We start from the raw sequence: 22,252 nt of genomic DNA on the forward strand, positions 1-22,252 counted from the left end.
CAGTCATGGAACTGCACGACGTCTGGTTCGTACTGATCGCCGTCCTGTGGACCGGCTACTTCTTCCTGGAGGGCTTCGACTTCGGGGTCGGCGTGCTCACCAAGCTGCTCGCCCGGAACCGGCCCGAGAAGCGGGTGCTGATCAACACCATCGGCCCCGTGTGGGACGGCAACGAGGTGTGGCTGCTGACGGCCGGCGGCGCCACCTTCGCCGCCTTCCCCGAGTGGTACGCCACGCTCTTCTCCGGCTTCTACCTGCCGCTGCTGGTCATCCTGGTCTGCCTGATCGTCCGGGGTGTCGCCTTCGAGTACCGCGTGAAGCGGCCCGAGGAGAGCTGGCAGCGCAACTGGGAGACCGCGATCTTCTGGACCTCGGTGATCCCGGCGTTCCTGTGGGGCGTGGCCTTCGGCAACATCGTCCACGGCGTGAAGATCGACCGGGACCTGGAGTACGTCGGCTCGGTCTGGGACCTGCTCAACCCGTACGCACTGCTGGGCGGACTGGTCACGCTGACCCTGTTCACCTTCCACGGAACGGTGTTCACCGCCCTCAAGACCGTCGGTGAGATCCGGGAGCGGGCGCGGGCCCTGGCCCTGAGGGTCGGACTCGCCACGGCCGTGCTGGCCCTGGTCTTCCTCGTCTGGACGCAGGCCCACAGCGGCAACGGCAAGAGCCTGGTCGCGCTCGTGGTGGCCGTCGCCGCCCTGGTCGCCGCGCTGGTGGCGAATCAGGCCGGGCGGGAAGGCTGGTCGTTCGCGCTGTCCGGCGTCACCATCGTCGCCGCGGTGGCGATGCTCTTCCTGACGCTCTTCCCGAACGTCATGCCGTCCACGCTGAACGCGGACTGGAGCCTCACCGTCACCAACGCCTCCTCCAGCCCCTACACGTTGAAGATCATGACCTGGCTAGCCGTGATCGCCACGCCCGTCGTCCTGCTCTACCAGGGCTGGACGTACTGGGTGTTCCGCAAGCGCATCGGCACCCAGCACCTCGCCGACGCCGCTCACTGAGTCCCGTGGTGGCTTCCCGCGTTTCACGTGAAACACGGAAAGCCACCACACCGGGCAGGAAGGCCTGTTTCACGTGAAACCCATCGATCCACGTCTTCTGCGGTACGCCCGCGCCACCCGGGTCTTCCTCACGGCCGTCGTCGCTCTGGGCGCCGTGGGAGCCGGACTGCTCGTCGCCCAGGCGATGCTCATCGCCGAGGTGGTGGTGGGCGCCTTCCAGCAGTCCATGACGGCCACCGAACTCCGCACTCCCCTGCTCCTGTTGATCGCCGTGGCCTGTGGTCGCGCGCTGGTCGGCTGGCTCACCGAACTGGCCGCCCACCGGGCGAGCGCGGCGGTGAAGTCCGAGCTGCGCGGCCGGCTGCTGGCGCGGGCCACGGCGCTCGGCCCCGGCTGGTTGAGCGGACAGCGGACCGGCTCGCTGGTCGCCCTGGCCACCCGGGGCGTCGACGCCCTCGACGACTACTTCTCGCGCTATCTGCCGCAGCTGGGGCTCGCGGTGGTCGTGCCCGTGGCCGTGCTGGCCCGCATCGTCACCGAGGACTGGGTGTCGGCGGCCATCATCGTCGGGACCCTGCCGCTCATCCCGGTCTTCATGGTCCTGATCGGCTGGGCCACCCAGTCCCGGATGGACCGCCAGTGGCGCCTGCTGTCCCGGCTGTCCGGACACTTCCTGGACGTCGTCGCGGGGCTGCCGACGCTGAAGGTCTTCGGGCGGGCCAAGGCACAGGCCGAGTCGATCAGGAGGATCACCGGCGAGTACCGGCAGGCGACCATGCGGACCCTGCGGATCGCCTTCCTGTCGTCCTTCGCGCTGGAACTGCTCGCCACCCTGTCCGTGGCCCTTGTGGCGGTCACCATCGGCATGCGGCTCGTCCACGGGGACATGACGCTGTACGACGGCCTCGTCGTCCTCGTCCTCGCTCCGGAGGCCTATCTGCCGCTGCGCCAGGTGGGCGCCCAGTACCACGCGGCCGCCGAAGGGCTCGCGGCCGCCGAGGAGATCTTCGAGGTCCTGGAACGGCCGGTCCCGGCGCCGGGGGCCGCCCCGGTCCCCGCGCACGTCGCCCTGTCCTTCGAGGGTGTCACGGTCCGCCACCCCGGACGTTCCGTGGACGCGGTCCGGGACGTGAACCTCACCGTCGAGCCCGGCGAGACGGTCGCGCTCGTGGGTCCGAGCGGTGCGGGCAAGACGACGCTCCTCAGTGCCCTGCTCGGCTTCGTCACCCCGAGCGCGGGACGGATCCGGGTCGGAGGGAGCGACCTCTCCTCGCTCGACCCGGCGCAGTGGCACGCCCAGGTCGCCTGGGTGCCGCAGCACCCGCACCTGTACGCCGGGACCATCGCCGAGAACGTACGCCTGGCCCGGCCCGGTGCCGACGACGCCGAGGTGCGCCGGTCGTTGCGGCACGCGGGCGCGCTGGAGTTCGTGGACGCGCTGCCCGACGGGGCGGGGACCGTGCTCGGCGAGGACGGGACGGGGCTGTCCGCCGGGCAGCGGCAGCGGCTGGCGCTGGCACGGGCGTTCCTCGCGGACCGGCCGGTGCTGCTCCTGGACGAGCCGACGGCGGCCCTCGACGGCGCCACCGAGGCCGAGGTCGTGTCCGCCGTACGCAGGCTGGCCGAGGGGCGGACCGTGCTGCTCGTGGTGCACCGTCCGGCGCTGCTGGAGGTGGCCGACCGGGTGGTGCGGCTCACGGAGCCGGTGCCGGCCGCCGACGGCACGCTTCCGGCGCCCGGTTCCGACGGCACGCTTCCGGTGCCGGCCGCCCGCGCCGCCGAGGAGGCCTCGGTCTCCGGCGCCGGTTCCGCCGCTTCCCTCTCCCCCCTTTCCTCGCCCGATGCCCCGGCCGCCGCGGTGCGGGCCCGGGGCGGCGTCCTCGCCAGGGTCCGGGCGATGTCCGGCGCCCGGCGCGGACGGCTCGTCCTGGGGCTGCTGCTGGGCAGCCTGGCGCTGGGCAGCGCCGTGGGCCTGATGGCCACCTCCGGATACCTCATCTCGCGGGCCTCCGAGCAGCCGCCGGTGCTGTACCTGATGGTGGCGGTCACGGCCACCCGCGCCTTCGGTATCGGCCGCGCCGTGTTCCGCTACGCGGAGCGGCTCGTGACGCACGACGCCGTGCTGCGGATGCTGGCCGACACCCGGGTCGCCGTGTACCGGCGGCTGGAGCGGCTGGCCCCCGCCGGGCTGCGTCGCAGCCGCAGGGGCGACCTGCTGTCCCGGCTCGTCGCCGACGTCGACGCCTTGCAGGACTACTGGCTGCGGTGGCTGCTGCCCGCCGCCGGGGCGGCCGTCGTGTCCGCCGCCTCCGTCGGGTTCACGGCCTGGCTGCTGCCGGAGGCGGGCGCGGTGCTCGCGGCCGGGCTGCTGGCGGCCGGAGTCGGTGTCCCGCTGGTGACCGGCGCCGTGGCACGGCGGGCCGAGCGCAGGCTCGCCCCCGCCCGGGGCGTGCTGGCGACCCGGGTGGCCGACCTGCTGACCGGTACCGCCGAACTGACCGTCGCCGGAGCCCTGCCCGGCCGGGCCGCGGAGGCACGCCGGGCCGACGGGACGCTCACCCGGATCGCCTCGCGGGCCGCCGCTGCCACCGCGCTGGGTGACGGGCTGACCGCGCTGATCTCCGGCCTGACCGTCGCGGGCGCGGCCCTCGTGGGGGTGCAGGCGGTGGCCGACGGACGGCTCGCCGGCGTGGCCATGGCCGTCGTCGTCCTCACACCGCTGGCCGCCTTCGAGGCCGTACTCGGGCTTCCCCTGGCGGTGCAGTACCGGCAGCGGGTGCGCCGGAGCGCCGAGCGCGTCCACGAGGTCCTCGACGCCCCCGAGCCGGTGAGGGAGCCGGAGGCCCCCCGGCCGGCACCCTCCTCGCCGTTCCCGGTCGTCCTCAGGGGGCTGGCCGCACGGCACGCGGGCCAGGACCGGGACGCCCTGGCCGGCCTGGACCTCACGCTCGCCGAGGGCCGCCGGGTCGCCGTGGTCGGACCGTCCGGCTCCGGCAAGACCACGCTCGCCCAGACCCTGTTGCGCTTCCTCGACGCGGACGCCGGGTCCTACACGCTGGCCGGTGTGGACGCGTACGCCCTGGCCGGCGACGACGTGCGGCGCCTGGTCGGACTGTGTGCCCAGGACGCGCACCTCTTCGACAGTTCGGTGCGGGAGAACCTGCTGCTCGCCAAGAAGGACGCCACCGAGACCGAGCTGCGCGACGCGCTGGCCCGGGCCCGGCTGCTGGACTGGGCGGACAGCCTGCCCGACGGCCTGGACACCCTGGTCGGCGAGCACGGGGCCAGGCTCTCCGGGGGGCAGCGCCAGCGTCTGGCACTGGCCCGCGCGCTGCTCGCCGACTTCCCGGTCCTCGTGCTGGACGAACCCGCCGAGCACCTCGACCTGCCGACCGCCGACGCGCTCACGGCCGATCTGCTGGCCGCCACCGAGGGCCGGACCACCCTGCTGATCACGCACCGGCTGGCCGGTCTGCGGGCCGTGGACGAGGTGCTGGTCCTGGACCGGGGCCGGGTCGTGCAGCGGGGGACGTACGCGGAACTGGAGGCCGTGCCGGGTCCGCTGCGGGAGATGGCCGGGCGCGAGGCGGCCGCGGAACTGCTGGTGGGAGCGGAATGACCGCCCCGCCCCGGCTCCGGGGGCGGCCGCGGCCGGCAAATTCTTCGGTAATCCGACTTTCCTCGACAAAAGGGTCTCATTAGGCTCGGTTCATGCACCCAGCACCGCCCCCCGGCCCGCAGCCGCCCGGCGAAGGCGCCTCGGCCGACCTCCTGGCACGGGTGCCGAAACTGCTGGAGGCGATGCGGTCCGTCGGCAGCGGCCTGGAACTGCACTCCACCCTGAACCGGATCTGCGAGACCGCGGCCGACCTGGCGAACGCCCGCTACGCGGCCATCGGGGTCCGCGACGAGGACGGCGACGGACTCGCCGACTTCGTCCACCACGGGCTCGACGAGGCGACCGTCCGGCGCATCGGCCACCTTCCCGACGGCCGCAAGGGCCTGCTCGGCGCGCTCATACGCGATCCACAGCCGCTGCTGCTCACCGACCTGGCCGAGGAGCCGCGCGCCTGCGGCTTCCCCGAGAACCACCCACCGATGCGCAGCTTCCTCGGGGTGCCCATCCGGGTGCAGGGGGAGATCTTCGGCAACCTCTACCTGACCGACAAGCACGCGGGCGAGCCCTTCGACGACCACGATCTCGCCATGGTCCGCGTCCTGGCCACCGAGGCCGGCATCGCCATCGGCAACGCGCGGCTGTACGAGGCCGCGCAGCAGCGGGAGCGGTGGATCGACGGGTCGGTCGCGGTGACCACCGCCCTGCTGTCGGGCGGCGACACCGACGACGCCCTCCAGGCCGTGGCCGAGCAGGCCCGCAGGCTCTCCGGCGCCGCCGCCGGGATCGTGCTGCTGCCCGCCGACGGGGGCGGCCTGGAGATCGTCGCGGTCGCCGCCGAACACCGCACGCAGGCCCTCGGCAAGGTCATCCCACCGGACAACGGCATCGTCGCCGAACTCCTCGCGGGACGGCCCGTCTTCGTGGACGACGCCGCCACCGACCCCCGCCTGGACACCGGACCGGTGCGCGCCTACGGGCCGATCATGCTGTTGCCGCTGAGCAGGGAGGGGCGGGTCCTCGGCGGCCTCGTCATGCCCCGGGCCCGAGGGGAGCGCCCCTTCACCCGGACGGAGCGCGCGCTCGGCGACCAGTTCGCCTCCCAGGCCGCGCTGGCGCTGATGATGGCCGACGCGCAGCGCGACCGGGAACGGCTCGCCGTGTACGAGGACCGCGACCGCATCGCCCGCGACCTGCACGATCTCGTGATCCAGCGGCTGTTCGCGACGGGCATGATGCTGGAGAGCGCCCAGCGCGCGGCGGCGGTGCCCGAAGTGCGCGACGGGGTCGGCGGGGCGGTCGACGAACTCGACGTCACCATCCAGGAGATCCGTTCGGCGATCTTCGCCCTCCAGCAGCCCACCGAGGCACCCACCGGCCTGCGCACCCGCCTGCTGCGAGAGATCACCATGGCCGCCGTCCCGCTGGGCTTCACTCCCGCGCACCGGTTCACCGGCCCGGTCGACACCGCCGTCGGCGAAGCGACCGGCAAGAACCTCATCGCCGCGCTGCGCGAGACCCTGTCCAACGCCTTCCGGCACGCCCACGCCACGCGGATCGAGGTGTCCGTGGACGCGACGGCGACCCTGCCCGACGGGCGTCCCGGGGTGCGGCTGACCGTCGCGGACGACGGGGTCGGCATCCCCGAGGGCGGCCGGCGCAGCGGCCTGCACAACTTGGAGCGCCGCGCCGAGACCGTCGGCGGTGCCAGCCGGACCGGCCCGGGCATCGGCGCCGACGGTGCCGGCACGACGGTGTGGTGGGAGGCACCGTACTGAGCGTCGCCGAGGCGCCGTTGCCCCGGTTGCAGCAACCGCGCTGAGCCGTGTGCAGCAACGGTTCCCCCACTCGTACGACGCGAACGAGACCCGGCGCCCTGGCACGGTCCACGATCGCTGACATGCGCTCATCCCGCCGACATCCGCTGCTCGTTCCGGTGCTGCTGTGCGCGCTCGCCGTGCTCGCCGCCCGGCCCACCGACGGCACGGAGGACGGCTCCGGCACCGCCCTCGGCCCCGAGGTGGCCCGCCTGTACGAGGACGCGGCGAGGGCGACGCAGCGATACGAGGACGGCCGGCGCGAGGCCGAGGCGCAGCGCTCGAAGGCGCTCGCGTATGAGAAGCGGCTCGACGAGCAGCGGCGGAAGATCGACGCCATGCACGAGGACCTGGGGCGGATCGCGCGTGCGCAGTACCGCGGCGGCGGAGGGCTCCCCCTCACCGCGCGGATGTTCCTCGCCGACGACCCCGAGGAACTGATGCGAGGTCAGCGTGCCCACACCCGGGCGGATCTCGCCGTGAACACGGCCATCGGCAGGAGTCTGCGGGCCGAGTCCCGGCTCGCCGCCGACGAGGCGAAGGCCCGGGCGGCCTGGCGGGCGTTGGAGAAGCGCACCACCGAACTGGCACGGCTGAAGACCGGCATCGAGGCGAAGCTGGAGGCGGCGCGTGCGCGGCTGGAGGGGCGGGCCGACGCCTCCGTCGCGGCCGGTTCGTGCCCGGGCGCGGTCCGCCTCGACCAGCAGGACCTGCCCGCCGGCCGCTCCTGGGTGGCGCCGGTGGAGGCGTACGAGCTGTCGGCGGCCTATGGCAGCGGCGGCTCGCGGTGGGCGAACCGGCACACCGGCCAGGACTTCGCGGTGCCCGTCGGTACACCGGTGCGGTCGGTCGGCGCGGGCCGGGTCGTGCAGGTGGCCTGCGGGGGCGCCTTCGGCATCCAGGTCGTCGTCGAGCACGCGCGCGGCTACTACACGCAGTACGCCCACCTGGCCTCGGCCGCCGTCGACCAGGGCGACCGGGTCCGGACGGGCGAGTGGATCGGGCAGTCGGGCAGCACCGGCAACTCCACCGGACCCCATCTGCACTTCGAGGTGCGGGTGACGCCGGAGACGGGCTCCGCGCTGGACCCCGTGCCGTGGCTCTCGCAGCGCGGTGTGCCCTTGTGAGGCGGCACGCGGCGGGCGTCAGTCCAGGTCGGCCAGCAGCCGTTCGATGACGACGGCCACTCCGTCCTCGTTGTTGGCCACCGTCCGTCCGGACGCGGCGGCGATGACGTCCGGGTGCGCGTTGCCCATGGCGTAGGACCGGCCGGCCCAGGTCAGCATCTCCACGTCGTTCGGCATGTCACCGAAGGCGACGACCTCCTCGTGGGAGATGCCGCGCTCGGCGCAGCACAGGGCGAGCGTGCTGGCCTTGGACACCTCAGGCCCGCTGATCTCCAGCAGGGCGCTGGGGCTGGAGCGGGTGACGTTGGCACGGTCGCCGATCGCGAGGCGGGCCACGGTGAGGAAGCCGTCGGGGTCCAGCTCCGGATGGAAGGCGAGGATCTTGAGGACGGGCTCGTCCCCCGCGCGCCCGCCCGGGGCCAGGATCTCCTCGGCGGGCAGGAGGTCGTCGGGAACCTCCATGTGCAGCTTCGGGTACGCCGGCTCCTGGTGGAAGCCGTAGGTCTGCTCGACCGCGTACACCGTGCCGGGCGCGGCCTCCCGCAGCAGGCGTACGGCGTCCAGCGCGTTCTCCCGGGCCAGCTCGCGCACCTTCACGAAGCGGTGCGCGCCGGGGCCGCCGTGCAGGTCGACGACGGCGGCTCCGTTGCCGCAGATGGCGAGCCCGTGGCCGTGGACGTGGGCGCTGACCACGTCCATCCAGCGGGCGGGGCGGCCGGTGACGAAGAAGACCTCGATGCCCGCCTTCTCCGCGGCGGCCAGCGCGGCGACCGTGCGCGGGGAGACCGACTTGTCGTCGCGCAGCAGAGTGCCGTCGAGGTCGGTGGCGATCAGGCGCGGGCGGATGGTGGCGGCCGGGGGCTCGGGCTGTCGGGTCGCTGAGGTCACCGGGTCATTGTCACGCACAGGCGTGCACGCCCGTGCGCCGGTCCGCACATCTGTGAGTTACGGCTCTCATCCCTTCAGCTGGGCCGGCGCCTCCATGGCGATCCGCTCGAAGATCTTCTCGTCCGCGGTGAAGTCCGAGTCGGCGATGGGCCAGTGGACGACCAGCTCGGTGAAGCCCAGGTCGCGGTGGCGGCCGGCGAAGTCCACGAACGCGTCGACGGACTCCAGCGGCCGGCTGCGGTCCGGGGTGAAGCCGGTGAGCAGGACCCGTTCCACCTCGTCCAGGTCGCGGCCGATCGCGGCGCAGGCGTCGGCCAGCCGGTCGCCCTGCTGCCGCAGGGCACGGTCGGACTGCTGGGGGGTGCCCTCCTCGTAGAGCTTCGGGTCGCCGGTGGTCACCCACGCCTGCCCGTACCGGGCCGCCAGCTTCAGCCCCCGGGGACCGGTCGCGGCCACCGCGAACGGCAGCCGGGGCCGCTGGACACAGCCGGGGATGTTCCGGGCCTCGTGGGCCGAGTAGAAGTCGCCCTCGTAGGAGACGGCGTCCTCCGTCAGCAACCGGTCGAGCAGGGGGATGAACTCGCCGAAACGGTCGGCCCGCTCACGCGGCGTCCACGCCTCCTGGCCGAGCGCGGTGGCGTCGAAACCGGTACCGCCCGCTCCTATGCCCAGCGTGATCCGGCCGCCGGAGATGTCGTCGAGGGAGATCAGTTCCTTGGCGAGCGTCACCGGGTGCCGGAAGTTCGGGGACGTCACCAGGGTGCCCAGCCGCAGCCGCTCGGTGACCGCCGCCGCGGCGGTGAGGGTCGGTACTGCACCGAACCACGGCCCGTCGCGGAAGCTCCGCCAGGACAGGTGGTCGTAGGTGTAAGCGGTGTGGAAGCCGAGCTGCTCGGCACGTGTCCAGGTGGAACGGCCGCCCTCGTGCCAGCGGCGGTACGGAAGGATCACGGTGCTCAGACGCAGACTCATGTCTCCGAGCCTAAGCGGCCGACCCCGTTTCACGTGAAACATCGGTCGGCGTCACCGAAAGCGACCGCTCCGACACGGAGCAGCGTGCGGCAGGTGCTTCGCGCCGCCGGTCATGCGGGTCAGTATCCGGTTTCAGTGGCCGGCGGGAAAGCGCAGGTAGCTCGGGGGTACGGCCCGGGTCAGCCAGACGCCGTTCGCGCTGACGTGGAAGACGTGACCGTCGCGGTGCATGGCGGCGCTGTCCACGGAGAGGACGACCGGACGCCCGCGGCGGGCCCCGACCCGGGTGGCGGTCTCGCGGTCCGGGGAGAGGTGGACGTCGTGCCGGTTCATCGGGCGCAGCCCGTCGGCCCGGATCGTGTCCAGGTTGCGGGCCACGGTGCCGTGGTAGAGGTACGGCGGCGGAGCGGCTTCGGGCAGTCCGAGATCCACGTCGACGCTGTGCCCCTGGCTGGCGCGGATGCGGGTGCCCTCGACGGCGAAGCGCCGTTTGTCGTTCGTGGCCACCACGTGGTCGAGCTCTTCACGGGTGAAGCGGAAGCCGTGCGCGGCCGCCGCGGCGATCAGGGTGTCGATCTCGGTCCAGCCGGCCTCGTCGAGGGTGAGCCCGATGCGTTCCGGCTGGTGGCGCAGATGCTTGGACAGGTACTTGGACACCTTCACGATGCGTCTGTCGTCCATGTGCGCGTCCGTGCGGGCGCCCACGGGCTCCTGTCCCTGGTCGCGTCCGTATTCGTGTCCGCGTTCGTGCTCCATGGCCCAAGCTTGCCGAGAGAGACGCGCTTCACGCGATCGATTTTGCCTCCGAGGTTTGATCCACAGTCAAGTTCGGTTATCCACAGGCTGGTTGGGGATTCCTGTGGAAACTAGAGCGGCGGCTTCACTCGCGCGAGACGCCTCAACACCCCTGGGGTGTAACGGGACATGAGGTGGACGCCACGGGCCTCCGGCGTCACGGGGACCACGGCCCTGTTGTGCACCACCGCCTCCAGGACCGCGTCGGCCACCTTCTCCGGCGGGTAGTTGCGCATCCCGTACAGCCGCGCGCTGCGCCGCTGACGCCGCTCCTCCTCCTCGGCGTCCACGCCCGCGAAGCGCGCCGTCGAGGTGATGCCGGTGTTGACGATGCCGGGGCAGATCGCCGTGACACCGATGCCCTGCCCCGCCAGCTCGGCCCGCAGGCACTCGCTCAGCATCAGCACGGCCGCCTTGGACGTGCTGTACGCGGGCAGCACCCGGGACGGCTGGAAGGCGGCCGCCGACGCGGTGTTGACGATGTGGCCGCCCTGCCCGCGCTCGGCCATCTGCCTGCCGAACAGCCGGCAGCCGTGGATCACGCCCCACAGATTGACGTCGAGGACCTTCCGCCAGTCCTCCGCGGTGGTGTCGAGGAAGGAACCCGACAGTCCGATGCCGGCGTTGTTCACGAGCACGTCCACCACGCCGTATTCGGCGGCGACCTTGGCCGCCAGCTTCTCCATGGCCTGCTCGTGGGAGACGTCGACGGTCTCGGCCCAGGCGTCCGGCGCCCCGATCAGCCGGGACAGCTCGGCGGTGCGGGCGGCGGCCTCCGCGTCCCGGTCGACGGCGACCACGCGCGCACCGGCCTCGGCGAAGGCGAACGCCGTCGCCCGCCCGATGCCGTTGCCCGCCCCGGTGACCAGCACCAGCTGTCCGCCGAAGCGGTCGGCGTGCCTGCCCCCGGGCGCCGTTCCGGGCCGGCCGTCCTCGGTGGAGATGACGAACTCCGTGATCCAGTCCGCGAGCCGGTCCGGCCGGGTGCGCGGCACCCAGTGCTTGGCGGGGAGCGTACGGCGGGTCAGCCGGGGCGCCCACTGCTCCAGCCCGTCGTAGAGGCGCTCCGACAGGAAGGCGTCACCGAGGGGCGTGACGAGCTGCACGGGCGCGTGCGCGTAGGCGTCCTCGCGCGGGCGCCGCAGCCGGGGCCTGACGTTGTCCCGGTACAGCCACGCCCCGTGCGCCGCGTCCGAGGGCAGGGACGGGGTCGGGTAGTCGCCGCCGGGTACCTGCTCGACGCGTTCCAGGATGCGCGGCCAGCGCTTGCCGAGGGGGCCGCGCCAGGCCAGTTCGGGCAGTACCGGCGTGTGCAGCAGGTAGACGTACCAGGACTTGGCGCCCTGGCCGAGGAGCTGGCCGACCCGGCGCGGGGTGGGCCGCCGCAGACGCTTGTTGATCCAGTGGCCGAAGTGGTCGAGCGACGGACCGGACATCGAGGTGAAGGAGGCGATGCGCCCCTCGGTGCGGTCGACCGTGACGAACTCCCAGGACTGCACCGAGCCCCAGTCGTGGCCCACCAGGTGCACCGGCCGGTCCGGGCTGACCGCGTCCGCCACGGCCAGGAAGTCGTCCGTCAGCTTCTCCAGGGTGAACCCGCCGCGCAGCGGGCTCGGCGCCGTGGACCGGCCGTGGCCCCGGACGTCGTAGAGGACCACGTGGAAGCGGTCGGCGAGCCGGCCGGCGACCTCGGACCAGACCTCCTTGCTGTCCGGGTAGCCGTGCACCAGCACGATCGTGGGCTGCCGCTCGTCGCCCAGCTCGGCCACGCACAGCTCGACCCCGCCCGTGCGCACCCAGCGCTCCCGCGCTCCGTCCAGCACCGTCATGTCGCCTCCGCCCAGCGCCGCACGTGCGGCAGATCGTCGTCCAGCCAGAAGGCGCTCTCCTCGGGATCCGCGGAGTCGGTGACGACCAGGATCTCCTCGAACTTCGCGCCGGTACCCCGGAAACCGAGGTGTGGTTCGACCGCCCACAGCCCCGGACGGGGCGGGTGGTCGGAGAAGCGGTGGGGCGACCACAGCGGGGACCAGCCCTCGCGGTGGCCGTGCAGAGCGTCGCCCGCCAGGCCCTTGAGCGACTGCGTGCCGAAGCCGAACAGGCGTGGGGACAGGCGCCGTTCCCGCACCCGGTCCACCTTGTGGGCGATGACGCCGAAGGGGTAGGCGCGGTGCCGGTTGGCGTAGCCCTGGCGGATCATGAGCCGGTCGACGTCCTCGTAGATCTCCCGCAGCGAACGGCGTTCGCGCACCTCGCGCATGATCAGCTCGCGGTGCGCGGCCAGGTCGGCCGCCAGCCGGTGCTGGACCGGGTTGGCGCCGAGCGAGCCGGAGTAGCCGACGTCGGCGGTGAAACCCCGGTACACCGGGGCCATGTCCAGGATGAAGGGCATCCCCGGCTCCAGCCGGCGGCCGGTGGGGAAGAACTGGAGCGGAACGCGGAAGTCCGTGAACGCGGTGCGGTCGCCGAACCAGGCGAAGGGGAGGTGGAACCAGTCCCGCACACCCCGCTCGCGCAGCCACTCGCGCTGCATGCGGGCCGCCTCGCGCTCGGTCACCCCGGGCGCCAGCCGGGCGGCCACCGCCTCGGCGCACGCGTACGCGAGCCGCTGCACCTCCCGGAAACCCCGCAGCTCCGTGCCGATCTCCGCCGCCACTGCCGTCGCCATGCCACCCCGTTCCAGCCGTCCCGGCGCGGTCCGCGCCGGGAGTGCTACTCGCTCGTAACGTGACGCGCTGAATCTCCCAGTTGTTAGACCCATCGTCAATAGCGTGGTCGGAGCGTGCCGCATCGGCCGGTCCGCGTGGCTCTCAAGTACGGCATTCCCTACGGGCCCGTACTACTGGAGTCTGACGCCAAGACGGCTCTGCGGTCTGACGACCCCAGTGGTGCGCGTCACTACTGTCGTGGATGTGACTGTGATCGCGACCGAAAGCCTGAGCAAGCGGTTCCCCCGGGTGACCGCGCTCGACCGGCTCTCCGTGGATGTCGGACCCGGTGTGACCGGACTCGTCGGTGCCAATGGCGCCGGCAAGTCCACTCTGATCAAGATCCTTCTGGGTCTGTCTCCCGCCACCGAGGGCCGGGCCGAAGTGCTCGGACTCGATGTCGCCACCAAGGGCGCCGCCATCCGCGAGCGGGTCGGCTACATGCCGGAGCACGACTGCCTGCCGCCCGACGTCTCGGCCACCGAGTTCGTCGTGCACATGGCCCGGATGTCCGGCCTGCCGCCCACCGCCGCCCGCGAACGCACGGCCGACACCCTGCGCCACGTCGGCCTGTACGAGGAGCGCTACCGGCCCATCGGCGGCTACTCGACCGGCATGAAGCAGCGCGTGAAGCTCGCCCAGGCCCTGGTGCACGACCCCCAGCTGGTCTTCCTGGACGAGCCGACCAACGGCCTCGACCCGGTCGGCCGCGACGAGATGCTCGGCCTCATCCGCCGCATCCACACCGACTTCGGCATCTCCGTCCTGGTCACCTCACACCTGCTGGGCGAGCTGGAACGCACCTGCGACCACGTCGTCGTCGTGGACGGCGGCAAGCTGCTGCGCTCCAGCTCCACGACGGACTTCACGCAGAGCACGACGACCCTCGCCATCGAGGTCACCGACACCGACGAGCACCCCGACGGCACCCGCGCGGTGCGCGAGGCGCTCGACGCCCGCGGAGTGGCCGTCCAGGACGGCAGCGGCCTGCCCGGCGCCGGCCACGTCCTGCTGCTCACGGCGACCGGCGAGGAGACCTACGACCTGGTCCGGGACGTCATCGCCGACCTCGGCCTCGGCCTGGTGCGCATGGAGCAGCGCCGGCACCACATCGCGGAGGTCTTCAAGGACAGCGACGAAGCACGGAAGGAGGCGGTCGGCCATGGCAGCTGAACAGCCCACAGCCACGGTCCCGGGTGACCAGACCCGCATCCACAACATCGGCTACCGCAACTACGACGGCCCCCGCCTCGGCCGCGCCTACGCCCGCCGGTCGCTGTACTCGCAGTCCCTGCGCGGCGCCTACGGCCTCGGCCGCTCGGCCAAGTCCAAGGTGCTGCCGATGCTGCTGTTCGTGGTGATGTGCCTGCCCGCGGCCATCATGGTCGCCGTCGCCGTCGCGACCAAGGCGAACGACCTGCCGCTGGACTACACCCGCTACGCGATCGTCCTCCAGGCCGTCATCAGCCTCTACGTCGCCTCGCAGGCCCCGCAGTCCGTCTCGCGCGACCTGCGCTTCAAGACCGTGCCGCTGTACTTCTCGCGGCCGATCGAGACCGCCGACTACGTCCGCGCCAAGTACGCGGCGCTGTCCTCGGCCCTGTTCATCCTCACCGCGGCACCGCTGCTGGTGCTCTACGTCGGCGCGCTGCTCGCCAAACTCGACTTCGCGGACCAGACCAAGGGGTTCGCCCAGGGACTCGTCTCCGTGGCACTGCTCTCGCTGCTCTTCGCCGGGCTCGGCCTGGTCGTCGCCTCGGTCACGCCGCGCCGCGGCTTCGGCATCGCGGCCGTCATCGCCGTCCTGACCATCACCTACGGCGCGGTCTCCACGCTCCAGGCCATCGCCGACGTCCAGGGCAGCTCCGGAGCCGTCGCCTGGATCGGGCTCTTCTCGCCCATCACCCTCATCGACGGGGTGCAGTCCGCCTTCCTGGGCGCCACCTCGGCTTTCCCGGGCGGCGTCGGCCCGAGCAACGGCGAGGGACTGGTCTTCGTCCTCGTCACCCTGGGCCTGATCGCCGGCACCTACGGCCTGCTGATGCGCCGCTACAAGAAGGTGGGACTGTGAGCACCCTCAGCATCGACCACGTCTCGCGCTGGTTCGGCAACGTGGTCGCGGTCAACGACATCACCATGACGATCGGCCCCGGCGTCACCGGCCTCCTCGGCCCCAACGGCGCGGGCAAGTCCACCCTCATCAACATGATGGGCGGCTTCCTCGCCCCCTCCACCGGCAGCGTCACCCTCGACGGCAGGCCGGTCTGGCGCAACGAGGCCATCTACAAGCACATCGGGATCGTCCCCGAGCGCGAGGCGATGTACGACTTCCTCACCGGCCGCGAGTTCGTCCTGGCCAACGCCGAGCTGCACGGCCTGGGCGCCAAGGCCGCCCAGGAGGCACTCGCCACGGTGGAGATGGAGTACGCGCAGGACCGGAAGATCGCCACGTACTCCAAGGGCATGCGGCAGCGCGTCAAGATGGCCTCCGCCCTCGTGCACCAGCCGTCGCTGCTGCTGCTCGACGAGCCGTTCAACGGCATGGACCCGCGGCAGCGCATGCAGCTGATGGACCTGCTGCGGCGCATGGGCGACGAGGGACGCACGGTGCTGTTCTCCTCGCACATCCTCGAAGAGGTGGAGCAGCTCGCCTGGCACATCGAGGTGATCGTCGCCGGACGCCACGCGGCCAGCGGCGACTTCCGCAAGATCCGCCGTCTGATGACCGACCGGCCCCACCGCTACCTGGTGCGCTCCAGCGACGACCGGGCCCTCGCCGCGGCGCTGATCGCCGACCCGTCGACGTCCGGCATCGAGGTCGACCTCGCCGAGGGCGCGCTGCGCGTGCAGGCCGTCGACTTCGGACGGTTCACCGCCCTGCTGCCCAAGGTCGCCCGCGACCACGGCATCCGGCTGCTCACGGTCTCGCCGTCCGACGAGTCCCTCGAGTCCGTCTTCTCGTATCTCGTCGCGGCGTAGGAGGCCGAAGAATGTACGACCCCACAGTCGCCCGGCTCACCTACCGGGCCCTGCTCGGCCGGCGCCGGGCCCTCATCCTCGGCGCGCTCCCCCTGCTGCTGCTCGTCATCGCCGTGGCGGTGCGCGCGCTCGCCGGGGCCGACGACCAGACCGCGGCGGACGTGCTGGGCGGGTTCGCCCTGGCCACCATGGTGCCGATCATCGGCGTCATCGCCGGTACCGGTGCGATCGGTCCCGAGATCGACGACGGCTCGGTGGTGTACCTGCTGTCCAAGCCGATCAAGCGGCCGACCATCATCTTCACCAAGCTGATCGTCGCCATAGCGGTGACGATGGTCTTCTCCGCCGTGCCCACGCTCCTCGCCGGCCTGATCCTCAACGGCAACGGCCAGCAGGTCGCCGTCGCCTACACGATCGCCGCGCTGGTCGCCTCCATCGCGTACGCCGCGCTGTTCCTGCTGCTGGGCACGGTGTCCCGGCACGCGGTGGTCTTCGGGCTCGTCTACGCCCTCGTCTGGGAGGCGCTGTTCGGCTCCCTGGTGCCGGGCGCCCGCACGCTGAGCGTCCAGCAGTGGTCCCTGGCGGTCGCCCAGAAGGTCGCCGACGGAAACCTGGTGACCTCCGACGTCGGTCTGCCGACGGCCACGGCACTGCTGGTGGGCGTGACCGTGCTCGCCACCTGGTACGCGGGCCAGAAGCTGAGGTCGCTGACGCTCGCCGGGGAGGAGTGAGCCCACCCGGGAGCCGGCGGGCCTCAGACGGGACATGACCTGACGAGGCCTTCACCCCGGCCCGGGCACACTGGGCCGGTAGGAGCACGGGAACCAGACGGAGGAAGCGGCGGATCGGGAGGACCGGAATGACGGGCCAGACACCTCAGCAGGACGGGCACGGACGGCCGCGGGACGACGCCGGTGAAGCCACCCGGGACGACTCGGGACACACCGGGCGGAGCTCCGGTGACGACGCCTGGGACGGCCTGGTCCTGGACGAGGAGTTCGTGCGCGAGGCCGGCACCGCCGAGCCCTCTGCCCGCGCCCGGATGCTGGCGGCCCGCTGGCGCCGCGAGAAGCCGGAGCCGCAGCCGTGGCGCTCCGACGAGCCGCCCGCCGGCTGGTTCTTCAGCAAGGGCAGACGCCGCAGGTGGCGCCGCGGCTGACGAGGCGTATGTCCGGCTTTATTCGGTGGCGCCCGGCTTTCCGCGGCGGCATGGTGGTGGATGCACGAGGCCGGGCGGCGCCGGCGCATCGGGCGGCCGCTTCGAGCACGCGGGACGCCTCGCGTGGGCCGACCGACGGGGACGTCGGCGCCGTCCGGCTCGTGGCTCCGGCCGGGGCCGGACCTACCTGCCGGCTCTCGGGCTCAGACCTCCGTGGAGCCTCGGGCCCATGGCTCCGGGTCAGGCCGACAGGCGCTCCAGGACGACCGCGATGCCGTCGTCGTCGTTCGACGAGGTGACCTCGTCGGCCACCGACTTCAGCTCCTCGTGGGCATTGGCCATCGCCACGCCGTGAGCGGCCCAGCCGAACATCGGGATGTCGTTGGGCATGTCGCCGAAGGCGATCGTGTCCGCCGCCTTCAGTCCCAGCCGACGGGCCGCCAGCGACAGCCCGGTCGCCTTGGAGAGCCCGAGGGGGAGCAGCTCGACGATGCCCGCGCCGGCCATGGTGACCGTGACGAAACCGCCGGCGGTGCGCCGGGCGGCCTCGGCCAGTTCGTCGTCCGACAGGGTCGGATGCTGGATGTAGATCTTGTTCAGCGGCGCCGACCACAGGTCGGAGGCGTCGGTGAAGGGCACCGCGGGGAGGTCGCCCCCGACCTCGTACCCGGGGCCGACGAGCACGTCGCCGTCCAGCCCGTCGCGGCTCGCCGCCAGGTACAGCGGCCCGGTCTCCGCCTCGATCTTGGCCAGTGCCACCCCGGCCAGCTGGCGGTCCAGCGTGACCGAGGTCAGCAGCCGGTGCTCCCCGGCGTGGTAGACCTGCGCGCCCTGGCCGCAGACGGCGAGGCCGTCGTAGCCGAGGTCGTCGAGGATGTGCCGGGTCCACGGGACCGCGCGGCCGGTCACCACGATGTGGGCGGCGCCCGCCGCGGTGGCGGCGGCGAGCGCGTCCCGGGTGCGCCCCGAGATCGTGTCGTCGCCGCGCAGCAGCGTGCCGTCGAGGTCGGTCGCGACCAGCCGGTACGGGAAGGTGCCGGCGGCCCCGGTGACGGGACCCGTGGCGGAGGCGGTGTCGCTCACTTCTTCACCGGCTCCAAGACCTCCCGGCCGCCCAGGTACGGACGGAGCACCTCGGGTACGCGCACCGAGCCGTCGGCCAGCTGGTGGTTCTCCAGGATCGCCACGATCGTGCGCGGGACGGCGCACAGCGTGCCGTTGAGCGTGGCCAGCGGGCGCACCTTCCGGTCCTCGCGGACGCGGATCGACAGCCGGCGGGACTGGAACTCGGTGCAGTCCGAGGTCGAGGTCAGCTCGCGGTACTTGCCCTGGGTCGGGATCCACGCCTCGCAGTCGTACTTGCGCGCGGCCGAGGAGCCCAGGTCGGCGGAGGCGACGTCGATGACGCGGAACGGCAGCTCCAGTGACGTCAGCCACTGCTTCTCCCATTCCAGCAGGCGCTGGTGCTCGGCCTGCGAGTCCTCGGGGAGGACGTAGGAGAACATCTCGACCTTGTCGAACTGGTGCACGCGGAAGATGCCGCGGGTGTCCTTGCCGTGCGAGCCCGCCTCGCGGCGGAAGCAGGGCGAGAAGCCGGCGTAGCGCAGCGGCAGGCGTTCGGCGTCGAGGATCTCGTCCATGTGGTACGCGGCGAGGGGGACCTCGGAGGTGCCGACCAGGTACAGGTCGTCCTTGTCGAGGTGGTAGACGTCCTGGGCGGCCTGGCCGAGGAAGCCGGTGCCGGCCATCGACTGCGGGCGGACCAGGGCCGGGGTCAGCATCGGCGTGAAGCCGGCGGCCGTGGCCTGCGCGATCGCCGCGTTGACCAGGGCCAGCTCCAGGAGCGCGCCGACGCCGGTCAGGAAGTAGAAGCGCGAGCCGGAGACCTTGGCGCCGCGCTCCACGTCGATGGCGCCGAGCAGCTGGCCCAGCTCCAGGTGGTCGCGGGGCTCGAAGCCCTCGGCCGCGAAGTCGCGGTGCGTGCCGTGGGTCTCCAGCGTGACGAAGTCCTCCTCGCCGCCGACGGGGACGTCGGGGTGGACGAGGTTGCCGAGTCGCTGGAGCAGCTGCTGGGTCTCGGCGTCGGCCGCGTCGCGCTCGGCGTCGGCGGTCTTGACGTCGGTCTTCAGCTGTTCGGCGCGCTTCAGCAGCTCGGCCTTCTCGTCGCCGGAGGCCTTGCCGATGAGCTTGCCGAGGCCCTTCTGCTCGGCGCGCAGCTCGTCGAAGCGGACGCCGGACGACCTGCGCCGCTCGTCGGCGGAGAGGAGGGAGTCGACGAGCGCGACGTCCTCTCCACGGGCACGCTGGGAGGCGCGCACACGGTCGGGGTCCTCACGGAGCAGGCGAAGGTCAATCACGCGGTCAAGGCTACCGGTGTGCGGTGACGGGTCTCGACCCACTATTGCCGAACGCCCGCCCCGGGCTTCGCCGGGCCGGTCAATGAAAAGCCGCGGGATCCCCGGAACGAGGCACCGGGGTGACGTCGAGTTGACCCGATTCCCTTGTGGAGAACGGGACTTGGGGCGGCGCTGTCCACAGGAATCCACAGCCGGGAAAAGTTATCCACAGGCTGTGCGAAAGATCTGTGGACTCAGGGAAGTGATCATTCCTGATTTCTGGAGGCGGGCTCCCCAAACCCTCCACGTCCGCCCTTTCGAGTGGAAACGGGGCACCGGGTGTCACTCCGGAGTATGGGGTGCGAGAAACAGGTGGACGAGGGGTGATCTGGTCCCCTGTGGACGGACTAAGGGGCTGTAGGGGGATTTGTCGACTGAATGCCCATCTGTTGTCGACTTGTCCCCAGGTCGAGAAGCTGACCTGTGGATAACTTCTGTGGACAACGAAAATCAGCAGGTAGGACCGGTCGGTCCGTCCTCAGAACCGGCCGTCCTGGCAGCGCGCCACCCAGTCCGCGGCCGCCACGAACGCCTCGTCCGAGGTGCCGGGCCGCAGCGCGTCCACGTCCGAGACCTCGACCTCCGCGCGCGGATACGAGCCGAGGTAGCGCACCTGGAGGCAGCTCCGCTTCAGGCCCATCAGCGCGTCGGCCACCCGGCGGTCGGAGATGTGGCCCTCGGCGTCGATGCAGAAGCAGTAGTTGCCGATGCCCGCGCCGGTGGGCCGGGACTGGAGCAGCATCAGGTTGACGCCCCGGGTGGCGAACTCGCCCAGCAGGTCGCGCAGGCCGCCGGGGTGGTCGTCCCGCTGCCAGAGGACCACGGACGTCTTGTCCGCGCCGGTCGGCGCGGCGGGCCGGGCCGGGCGGCCCACCAGCACGAAGCGCGTCTGCGCGTTCTCCGCGTCGTGGATGTCGGCCTCCAGCACCTCGAGACCGTAGCGGGCCGCGGCGAACTCGCCGGCGAAGGCGGCGTCGTACCGCCCCTCCTGGACCAGGCGGGCGCCGTCCGCGTTCGAAGCGGCGGACTCCCAGGCGACGTCCGGGAGGTGGGCCTTGAGCCAGTTGCGGACCTGCGGCTGGGCGGCCGGGTGGGCGGTGACCGTCTTGATGTCGGACAGCTTGGTGCCGGGGCGGACCAGCAGGGCGAAGGTGATGGAGAGCAGCACCTCGCGGTAGATCATCAGGGGCTGGCCGGCGACCAGTTCGTCGAGGGTGGTGGTGATGCCGCCCTCCACCGAGTTCTCGATCGGCACGAACGCGGCCTCGGCCTCGCCGGTGCGCACCGCGTCGAGCGCGGACTGCACGGAAACGTACGGAACGAGTTCCCGGGTCGCCGTCTCCGGAAGTGTGCGCAGGGCGACTTCGGTGAAGGTGCCTTCAGGGCCGAGATACGCGTAACTGGCTGGCATGTCCTCACCCTAATGCGACCGGGGAGACGCGGCTCACGTGTCTCACGAGGGCCCCTCGCGCGGGTGAGAACCGCCGACTTTCCGGCCCGGCCCGTTCCTATCCCTCCAGCAGCCGCTGCCCCACGTACTCGCCCTCCGCCGCCCCGCCCGGCACCGCGAACAGGCCGCTCGCCTCGTGCCGGATGAACTGCGACAGCGCGTCGCCCCGGTCCAGTTTGCGCTGCACGGGGACGAAGCCGCGCAGCGGATCGGCCTGCCAGCAGATGAAGAGCAGGCCCGCGTCCGGGACGCCGTCCGCGTCGAAGCCGTCGTGGTACGAGAAGGGGCGCCGGACCATGGCCGCGCCGCCGTTCTGGTCGGGGCGGGTGATGCGGGCGTGCGCGTTGATCGGAACGACCGGGCTCCCGGACGCGTCCGTCTTCTCCAGGTCCATCTCGGTCGTCTCACCGCCGCCGGACAGCGGCGCGCCGTCCGACTTCCGGCGGCCGATGACGTCCTCCTGGCCCTTGAGGGAGAGCTTCTCCCAGTCGTCGAGGAGCATCCGGATGCGGCGTACGACGGCGTAGGAGCCGTTGGCCATCCAGTCCCGCTCGCCCTTCCCCGGCTCCTCGGGGACGAAGATCCGCCGGTCGAAGTCGGCCTCGGACGGCTTCGGGTTGCGGGTGCCGTCGATCTGGCCCATGAGGTTGCGTGTCGTCATGGGGCGGGCGGTGGCGCCCGGTGACCGGTTGAAGCCGTTCATCTGCCAGCGGAGACGGGCGGCGGATCCGGCGTCGCGCTGAATGGTGCGCAGGGCGTGGAAGGCGACCAGGGAGTCGTCCGCCCCGATCTGCACCCACAGGTCGCCGTTGCTGCGGTTCTTGTCGAGGTGGTCGGAGGAGAAGTCGGGGAGCGGGTCGAGGGCGACGGGACGCTGTCCGTCCAGGCCGGTCCGGCCGAAGAAGCTGTGCCCGAAGCCGAAGGTGACGGTCAGCGAGGAGGGGCCCGAGTCCCGCGCCACGTCCGTGTCACGGGTGCCGGCCGGCTCGCCCGCCATGAGTCGCCGGGCCGTGTCGGACCAGCGGCGCAGCAGCGCGGCGGCCTCCTTGCGGCCGGCGCCCGCCGCCAGGTCGAAGGCGACGAGATGACCGCAGGCCTGCATGGGGTCGGTGATGCCGGGCTGATGTTTCCCGTGAAACATCGCCCGCGCGCTGCCCAGCGAGGTGAGCGGGTCGGCCGCCGAGGTGGGGGCGGCGGCGTAGCCGGTGGCGCCGCCGGCCGCGCCGAGTACGAGTCCCGTGGCACCGGCGGTGCCGAGCAGCCGCCGGCGCGAGATGCCCTCGCGGGCGGCGGCCTCGGGGTCCGGGACGTGCGGGGTGGACTGGTCAGGCATGG

Annotated in this window: 18 protein-coding genes; 9 read left to right on the forward strand and 9 right to left on the reverse strand. The window is 72.3% G+C overall.

What is annotated here, in order from left to right; genetic code table 11:
• Positions 1 to 5: 5 nt before the first annotated feature.
• From cydB to IE108_RS02290, 4 genes are all read left to right on the forward strand, one after another.
• Positions 6 to 1,010, forward strand: coding sequence for a cytochrome d ubiquinol oxidase subunit II (gene cydB, locus IE108_RS02275; RefSeq protein ID WP_064728765.1), 1,005 nt, complete (start codon positions 6 to 8; stop codon positions 1,008 to 1,010).
• Between the two features lie 73 nt (positions 1,011 to 1,083).
• The gene (gene cydD, locus IE108_RS02280; RefSeq protein ID WP_064728764.1) at positions 1,084 to 4,629 is read left to right on the forward strand and encodes a thiol reductant ABC exporter subunit CydD; all 3,546 of its coding nucleotides are present in this window, start codon (positions 1,084 to 1,086) and stop codon (positions 4,627 to 4,629) included.
• Positions 4,630 to 4,721: 92 nt separating this feature from the next.
• Complete coding sequence (locus IE108_RS02285) at positions 4,722 to 6,404, forward strand: sensor histidine kinase (protein ID WP_064728763.1); 1,683 nt, start codon at positions 4,722 to 4,724, stop codon at positions 6,402 to 6,404.
• Positions 6,405 to 6,526: 122 nt separating this feature from the next.
• Positions 6,527 to 7,570, forward strand: a complete 1,044-nt coding sequence (locus tag IE108_RS02290) for a M23 family metallopeptidase (protein WP_064728762.1) — start codon at positions 6,527 to 6,529, stop codon at positions 7,568 to 7,570.
• Between the two features lie 18 nt (positions 7,571 to 7,588).
• Here the strand turns inward: IE108_RS02290 and IE108_RS02295 are convergent, their stop codons facing one another.
• From IE108_RS02295 to IE108_RS02315, 5 genes are all read right to left on the reverse strand, one after another.
• A complete protein-coding gene (locus tag IE108_RS02295) occupies positions 7,589 to 8,476 on the reverse strand; it encodes an HAD family hydrolase (protein WP_079163575.1) in 888 nt (295 codons plus the stop codon).
• A 48-nt stretch (positions 8,477 to 8,524) separates the two neighbouring features.
• Complete coding sequence (locus tag IE108_RS02300; protein WP_064728760.1) at positions 8,525 to 9,430, reverse strand: LLM class flavin-dependent oxidoreductase; 906 nt, start codon at positions 9,428 to 9,430, stop codon at positions 8,525 to 8,527.
• Positions 9,431 to 9,562: 132 nt separating this feature from the next.
• On the reverse strand, positions 9,563 to 10,111 hold the full coding sequence (locus tag IE108_RS02305; protein ID WP_064731852.1) for an RNA 2'-phosphotransferase: 549 nt from the start codon (positions 10,109 to 10,111) through the stop codon (positions 9,563 to 9,565).
• A 185-nt stretch (positions 10,112 to 10,296) separates the two neighbouring features.
• Positions 10,297 to 12,054, reverse strand: a complete 1,758-nt coding sequence (locus tag IE108_RS02310; RefSeq protein WP_064728759.1) for an SDR family oxidoreductase — start codon at positions 12,052 to 12,054, stop codon at positions 10,297 to 10,299.
• The gene (locus tag IE108_RS02315) at positions 12,051 to 12,893 is read right to left on the reverse strand and encodes a M24 family metallopeptidase (protein WP_064728758.1); all 843 of its coding nucleotides are present in this window, start codon (positions 12,891 to 12,893) and stop codon (positions 12,051 to 12,053) included. Before IE108_RS02315 ends, IE108_RS02310 begins: the two co-directional genes overlap by 4 nt.
• A gap of 250 nt (positions 12,894 to 13,143) precedes the next feature.
• Between IE108_RS02315 and IE108_RS02320 the strand changes: the two genes are divergently transcribed.
• The 5 genes from IE108_RS02320 to IE108_RS34730 all read left to right on the forward strand — a co-directional run bounded on the left by IE108_RS02320 (position 13,144) and on the right by IE108_RS34730 (position 17,071).
• Positions 13,144 to 14,106: an ABC transporter ATP-binding protein gene (locus IE108_RS02320; RefSeq protein WP_064728757.1), complete on the forward strand. Its 963-nt coding sequence runs from the start codon at positions 13,144 to 13,146 to the stop codon at positions 14,104 to 14,106.
• Positions 14,096 to 15,004 (forward strand): ABC transporter permease, encoded by a 909-nt coding sequence (locus tag IE108_RS02325; protein ID WP_064728756.1) that lies wholly within the window; start codon positions 14,096 to 14,098, stop codon positions 15,002 to 15,004. The genes IE108_RS02320 and IE108_RS02325 overlap by 11 nt, the downstream gene beginning before the upstream one ends.
• Positions 15,001 to 15,912, forward strand: coding sequence for an ABC transporter ATP-binding protein (locus IE108_RS02330; RefSeq protein WP_064728755.1), 912 nt, complete (start codon positions 15,001 to 15,003; stop codon positions 15,910 to 15,912). The genes IE108_RS02325 and IE108_RS02330 overlap by 4 nt, the downstream gene beginning before the upstream one ends.
• Before the next feature lie 11 nt (positions 15,913 to 15,923).
• Positions 15,924 to 16,643 carry an ABC transporter permease subunit gene (locus tag IE108_RS02335; protein ID WP_064728754.1) on the forward strand — a complete coding sequence of 240 codons (720 nt, stop codon included), beginning with the start codon at positions 15,924 to 15,926 and terminating at the stop codon, positions 16,641 to 16,643.
• A 128-nt stretch (positions 16,644 to 16,771) separates the two neighbouring features.
• Positions 16,772 to 17,071, forward strand: coding sequence for an SGM_3592 family protein (locus IE108_RS34730; protein ID WP_229851565.1), 300 nt, complete (start codon positions 16,772 to 16,774; stop codon positions 17,069 to 17,071).
• Between the two features lie 240 nt (positions 17,072 to 17,311).
• Here IE108_RS34730 and IE108_RS02345 read toward each other — a convergent pair whose 3' ends face one another.
• From IE108_RS02345 to efeB, 4 genes are all read right to left on the reverse strand, one after another.
• Positions 17,312 to 18,154: an HAD family hydrolase gene (locus IE108_RS02345; RefSeq protein ID WP_064728753.1), complete on the reverse strand. Its 843-nt coding sequence runs from the start codon at positions 18,152 to 18,154 to the stop codon at positions 17,312 to 17,314.
• Positions 18,151 to 19,428: a serine--tRNA ligase gene (gene serS / locus IE108_RS02350; protein WP_064728752.1), complete on the reverse strand. Its 1,278-nt coding sequence runs from the start codon at positions 19,426 to 19,428 to the stop codon at positions 18,151 to 18,153. The genes IE108_RS02345 and serS overlap by 4 nt, the downstream gene beginning before the upstream one ends.
• Before the next feature lie 517 nt (positions 19,429 to 19,945).
• On the reverse strand, positions 19,946 to 20,878 hold the full coding sequence (pheA, locus tag IE108_RS02355) for a prephenate dehydratase (protein WP_064728751.1): 933 nt from the start codon (positions 20,876 to 20,878) through the stop codon (positions 19,946 to 19,948).
• Positions 20,879 to 20,975: 97 nt separating this feature from the next.
• Positions 20,976 to 22,250, reverse strand: a complete 1,275-nt coding sequence (efeB, locus tag IE108_RS02360) for an iron uptake transporter deferrochelatase/peroxidase subunit (RefSeq protein WP_189397562.1) — start codon at positions 22,248 to 22,250, stop codon at positions 20,976 to 20,978.
• Positions 22,251 to 22,252 lie beyond the last annotated feature (2 nt).

This window comes from Streptomyces parvulus (genome assembly GCF_014648855.1).
In the GTDB taxonomy this organism is placed as follows: domain Bacteria; phylum Actinomycetota; class Actinomycetes; order Streptomycetales; family Streptomycetaceae; genus Streptomyces; species Streptomyces parvulus.

Coding starts and splice junctions, on each gene's coding strand:
- cydB (WP_064728765.1), top strand. CDS start 6: ATGGAACTGCACGACGTCTGGTTCGTACTGATCGCCGTCCTGTGGACC.
- IE108_RS02285 (WP_064728763.1), top strand. CDS start 4,722: ATGCACCCAGCACCGCCCCCCGGCCCGCAGCCGCCCGGCGAAGGCGCC.
- IE108_RS02290 (WP_064728762.1), top strand. CDS start 6,527: ATGCGCTCATCCCGCCGACATCCGCTGCTCGTTCCGGTGCTGCTGTGC.
- IE108_RS02300 (WP_064728760.1), bottom strand. CDS start 9,430: ATGAGTCTGCGTCTGAGCACCGTGATCCTTCCGTACCGCCGCTGGCAC.
- IE108_RS02305 (WP_064731852.1), bottom strand. CDS start 10,111: ATGGACGACAGACGCATCGTGAAGGTGTCCAAGTACCTGTCCAAGCAT.
- IE108_RS02310 (WP_064728759.1), bottom strand. CDS start 12,054: ATGACGGTGCTGGACGGAGCGCGGGAGCGCTGGGTGCGCACGGGCGGG.
- IE108_RS02315 (WP_064728758.1), bottom strand. CDS start 12,893: ATGGCGACGGCAGTGGCGGCGGAGATCGGCACGGAGCTGCGGGGTTTC.
- IE108_RS02325 (WP_064728756.1), top strand. CDS start 14,096: ATGGCAGCTGAACAGCCCACAGCCACGGTCCCGGGTGACCAGACCCGC.
- IE108_RS02335 (WP_064728754.1), top strand. CDS start 15,924: ATGTACGACCCCACAGTCGCCCGGCTCACCTACCGGGCCCTGCTCGGC.
- IE108_RS34730 (WP_229851565.1), top strand. CDS start 16,772: ATGACGGGCCAGACACCTCAGCAGGACGGGCACGGACGGCCGCGGGAC.
- pheA (WP_064728751.1), bottom strand. CDS start 20,878: ATGCCAGCCAGTTACGCGTATCTCGGCCCTGAAGGCACCTTCACCGAA.
- efeB (WP_189397562.1), bottom strand. CDS start 22,250: ATGCCTGACCAGTCCACCCCGCACGTCCCGGACCCCGAGGCCGCCGCC.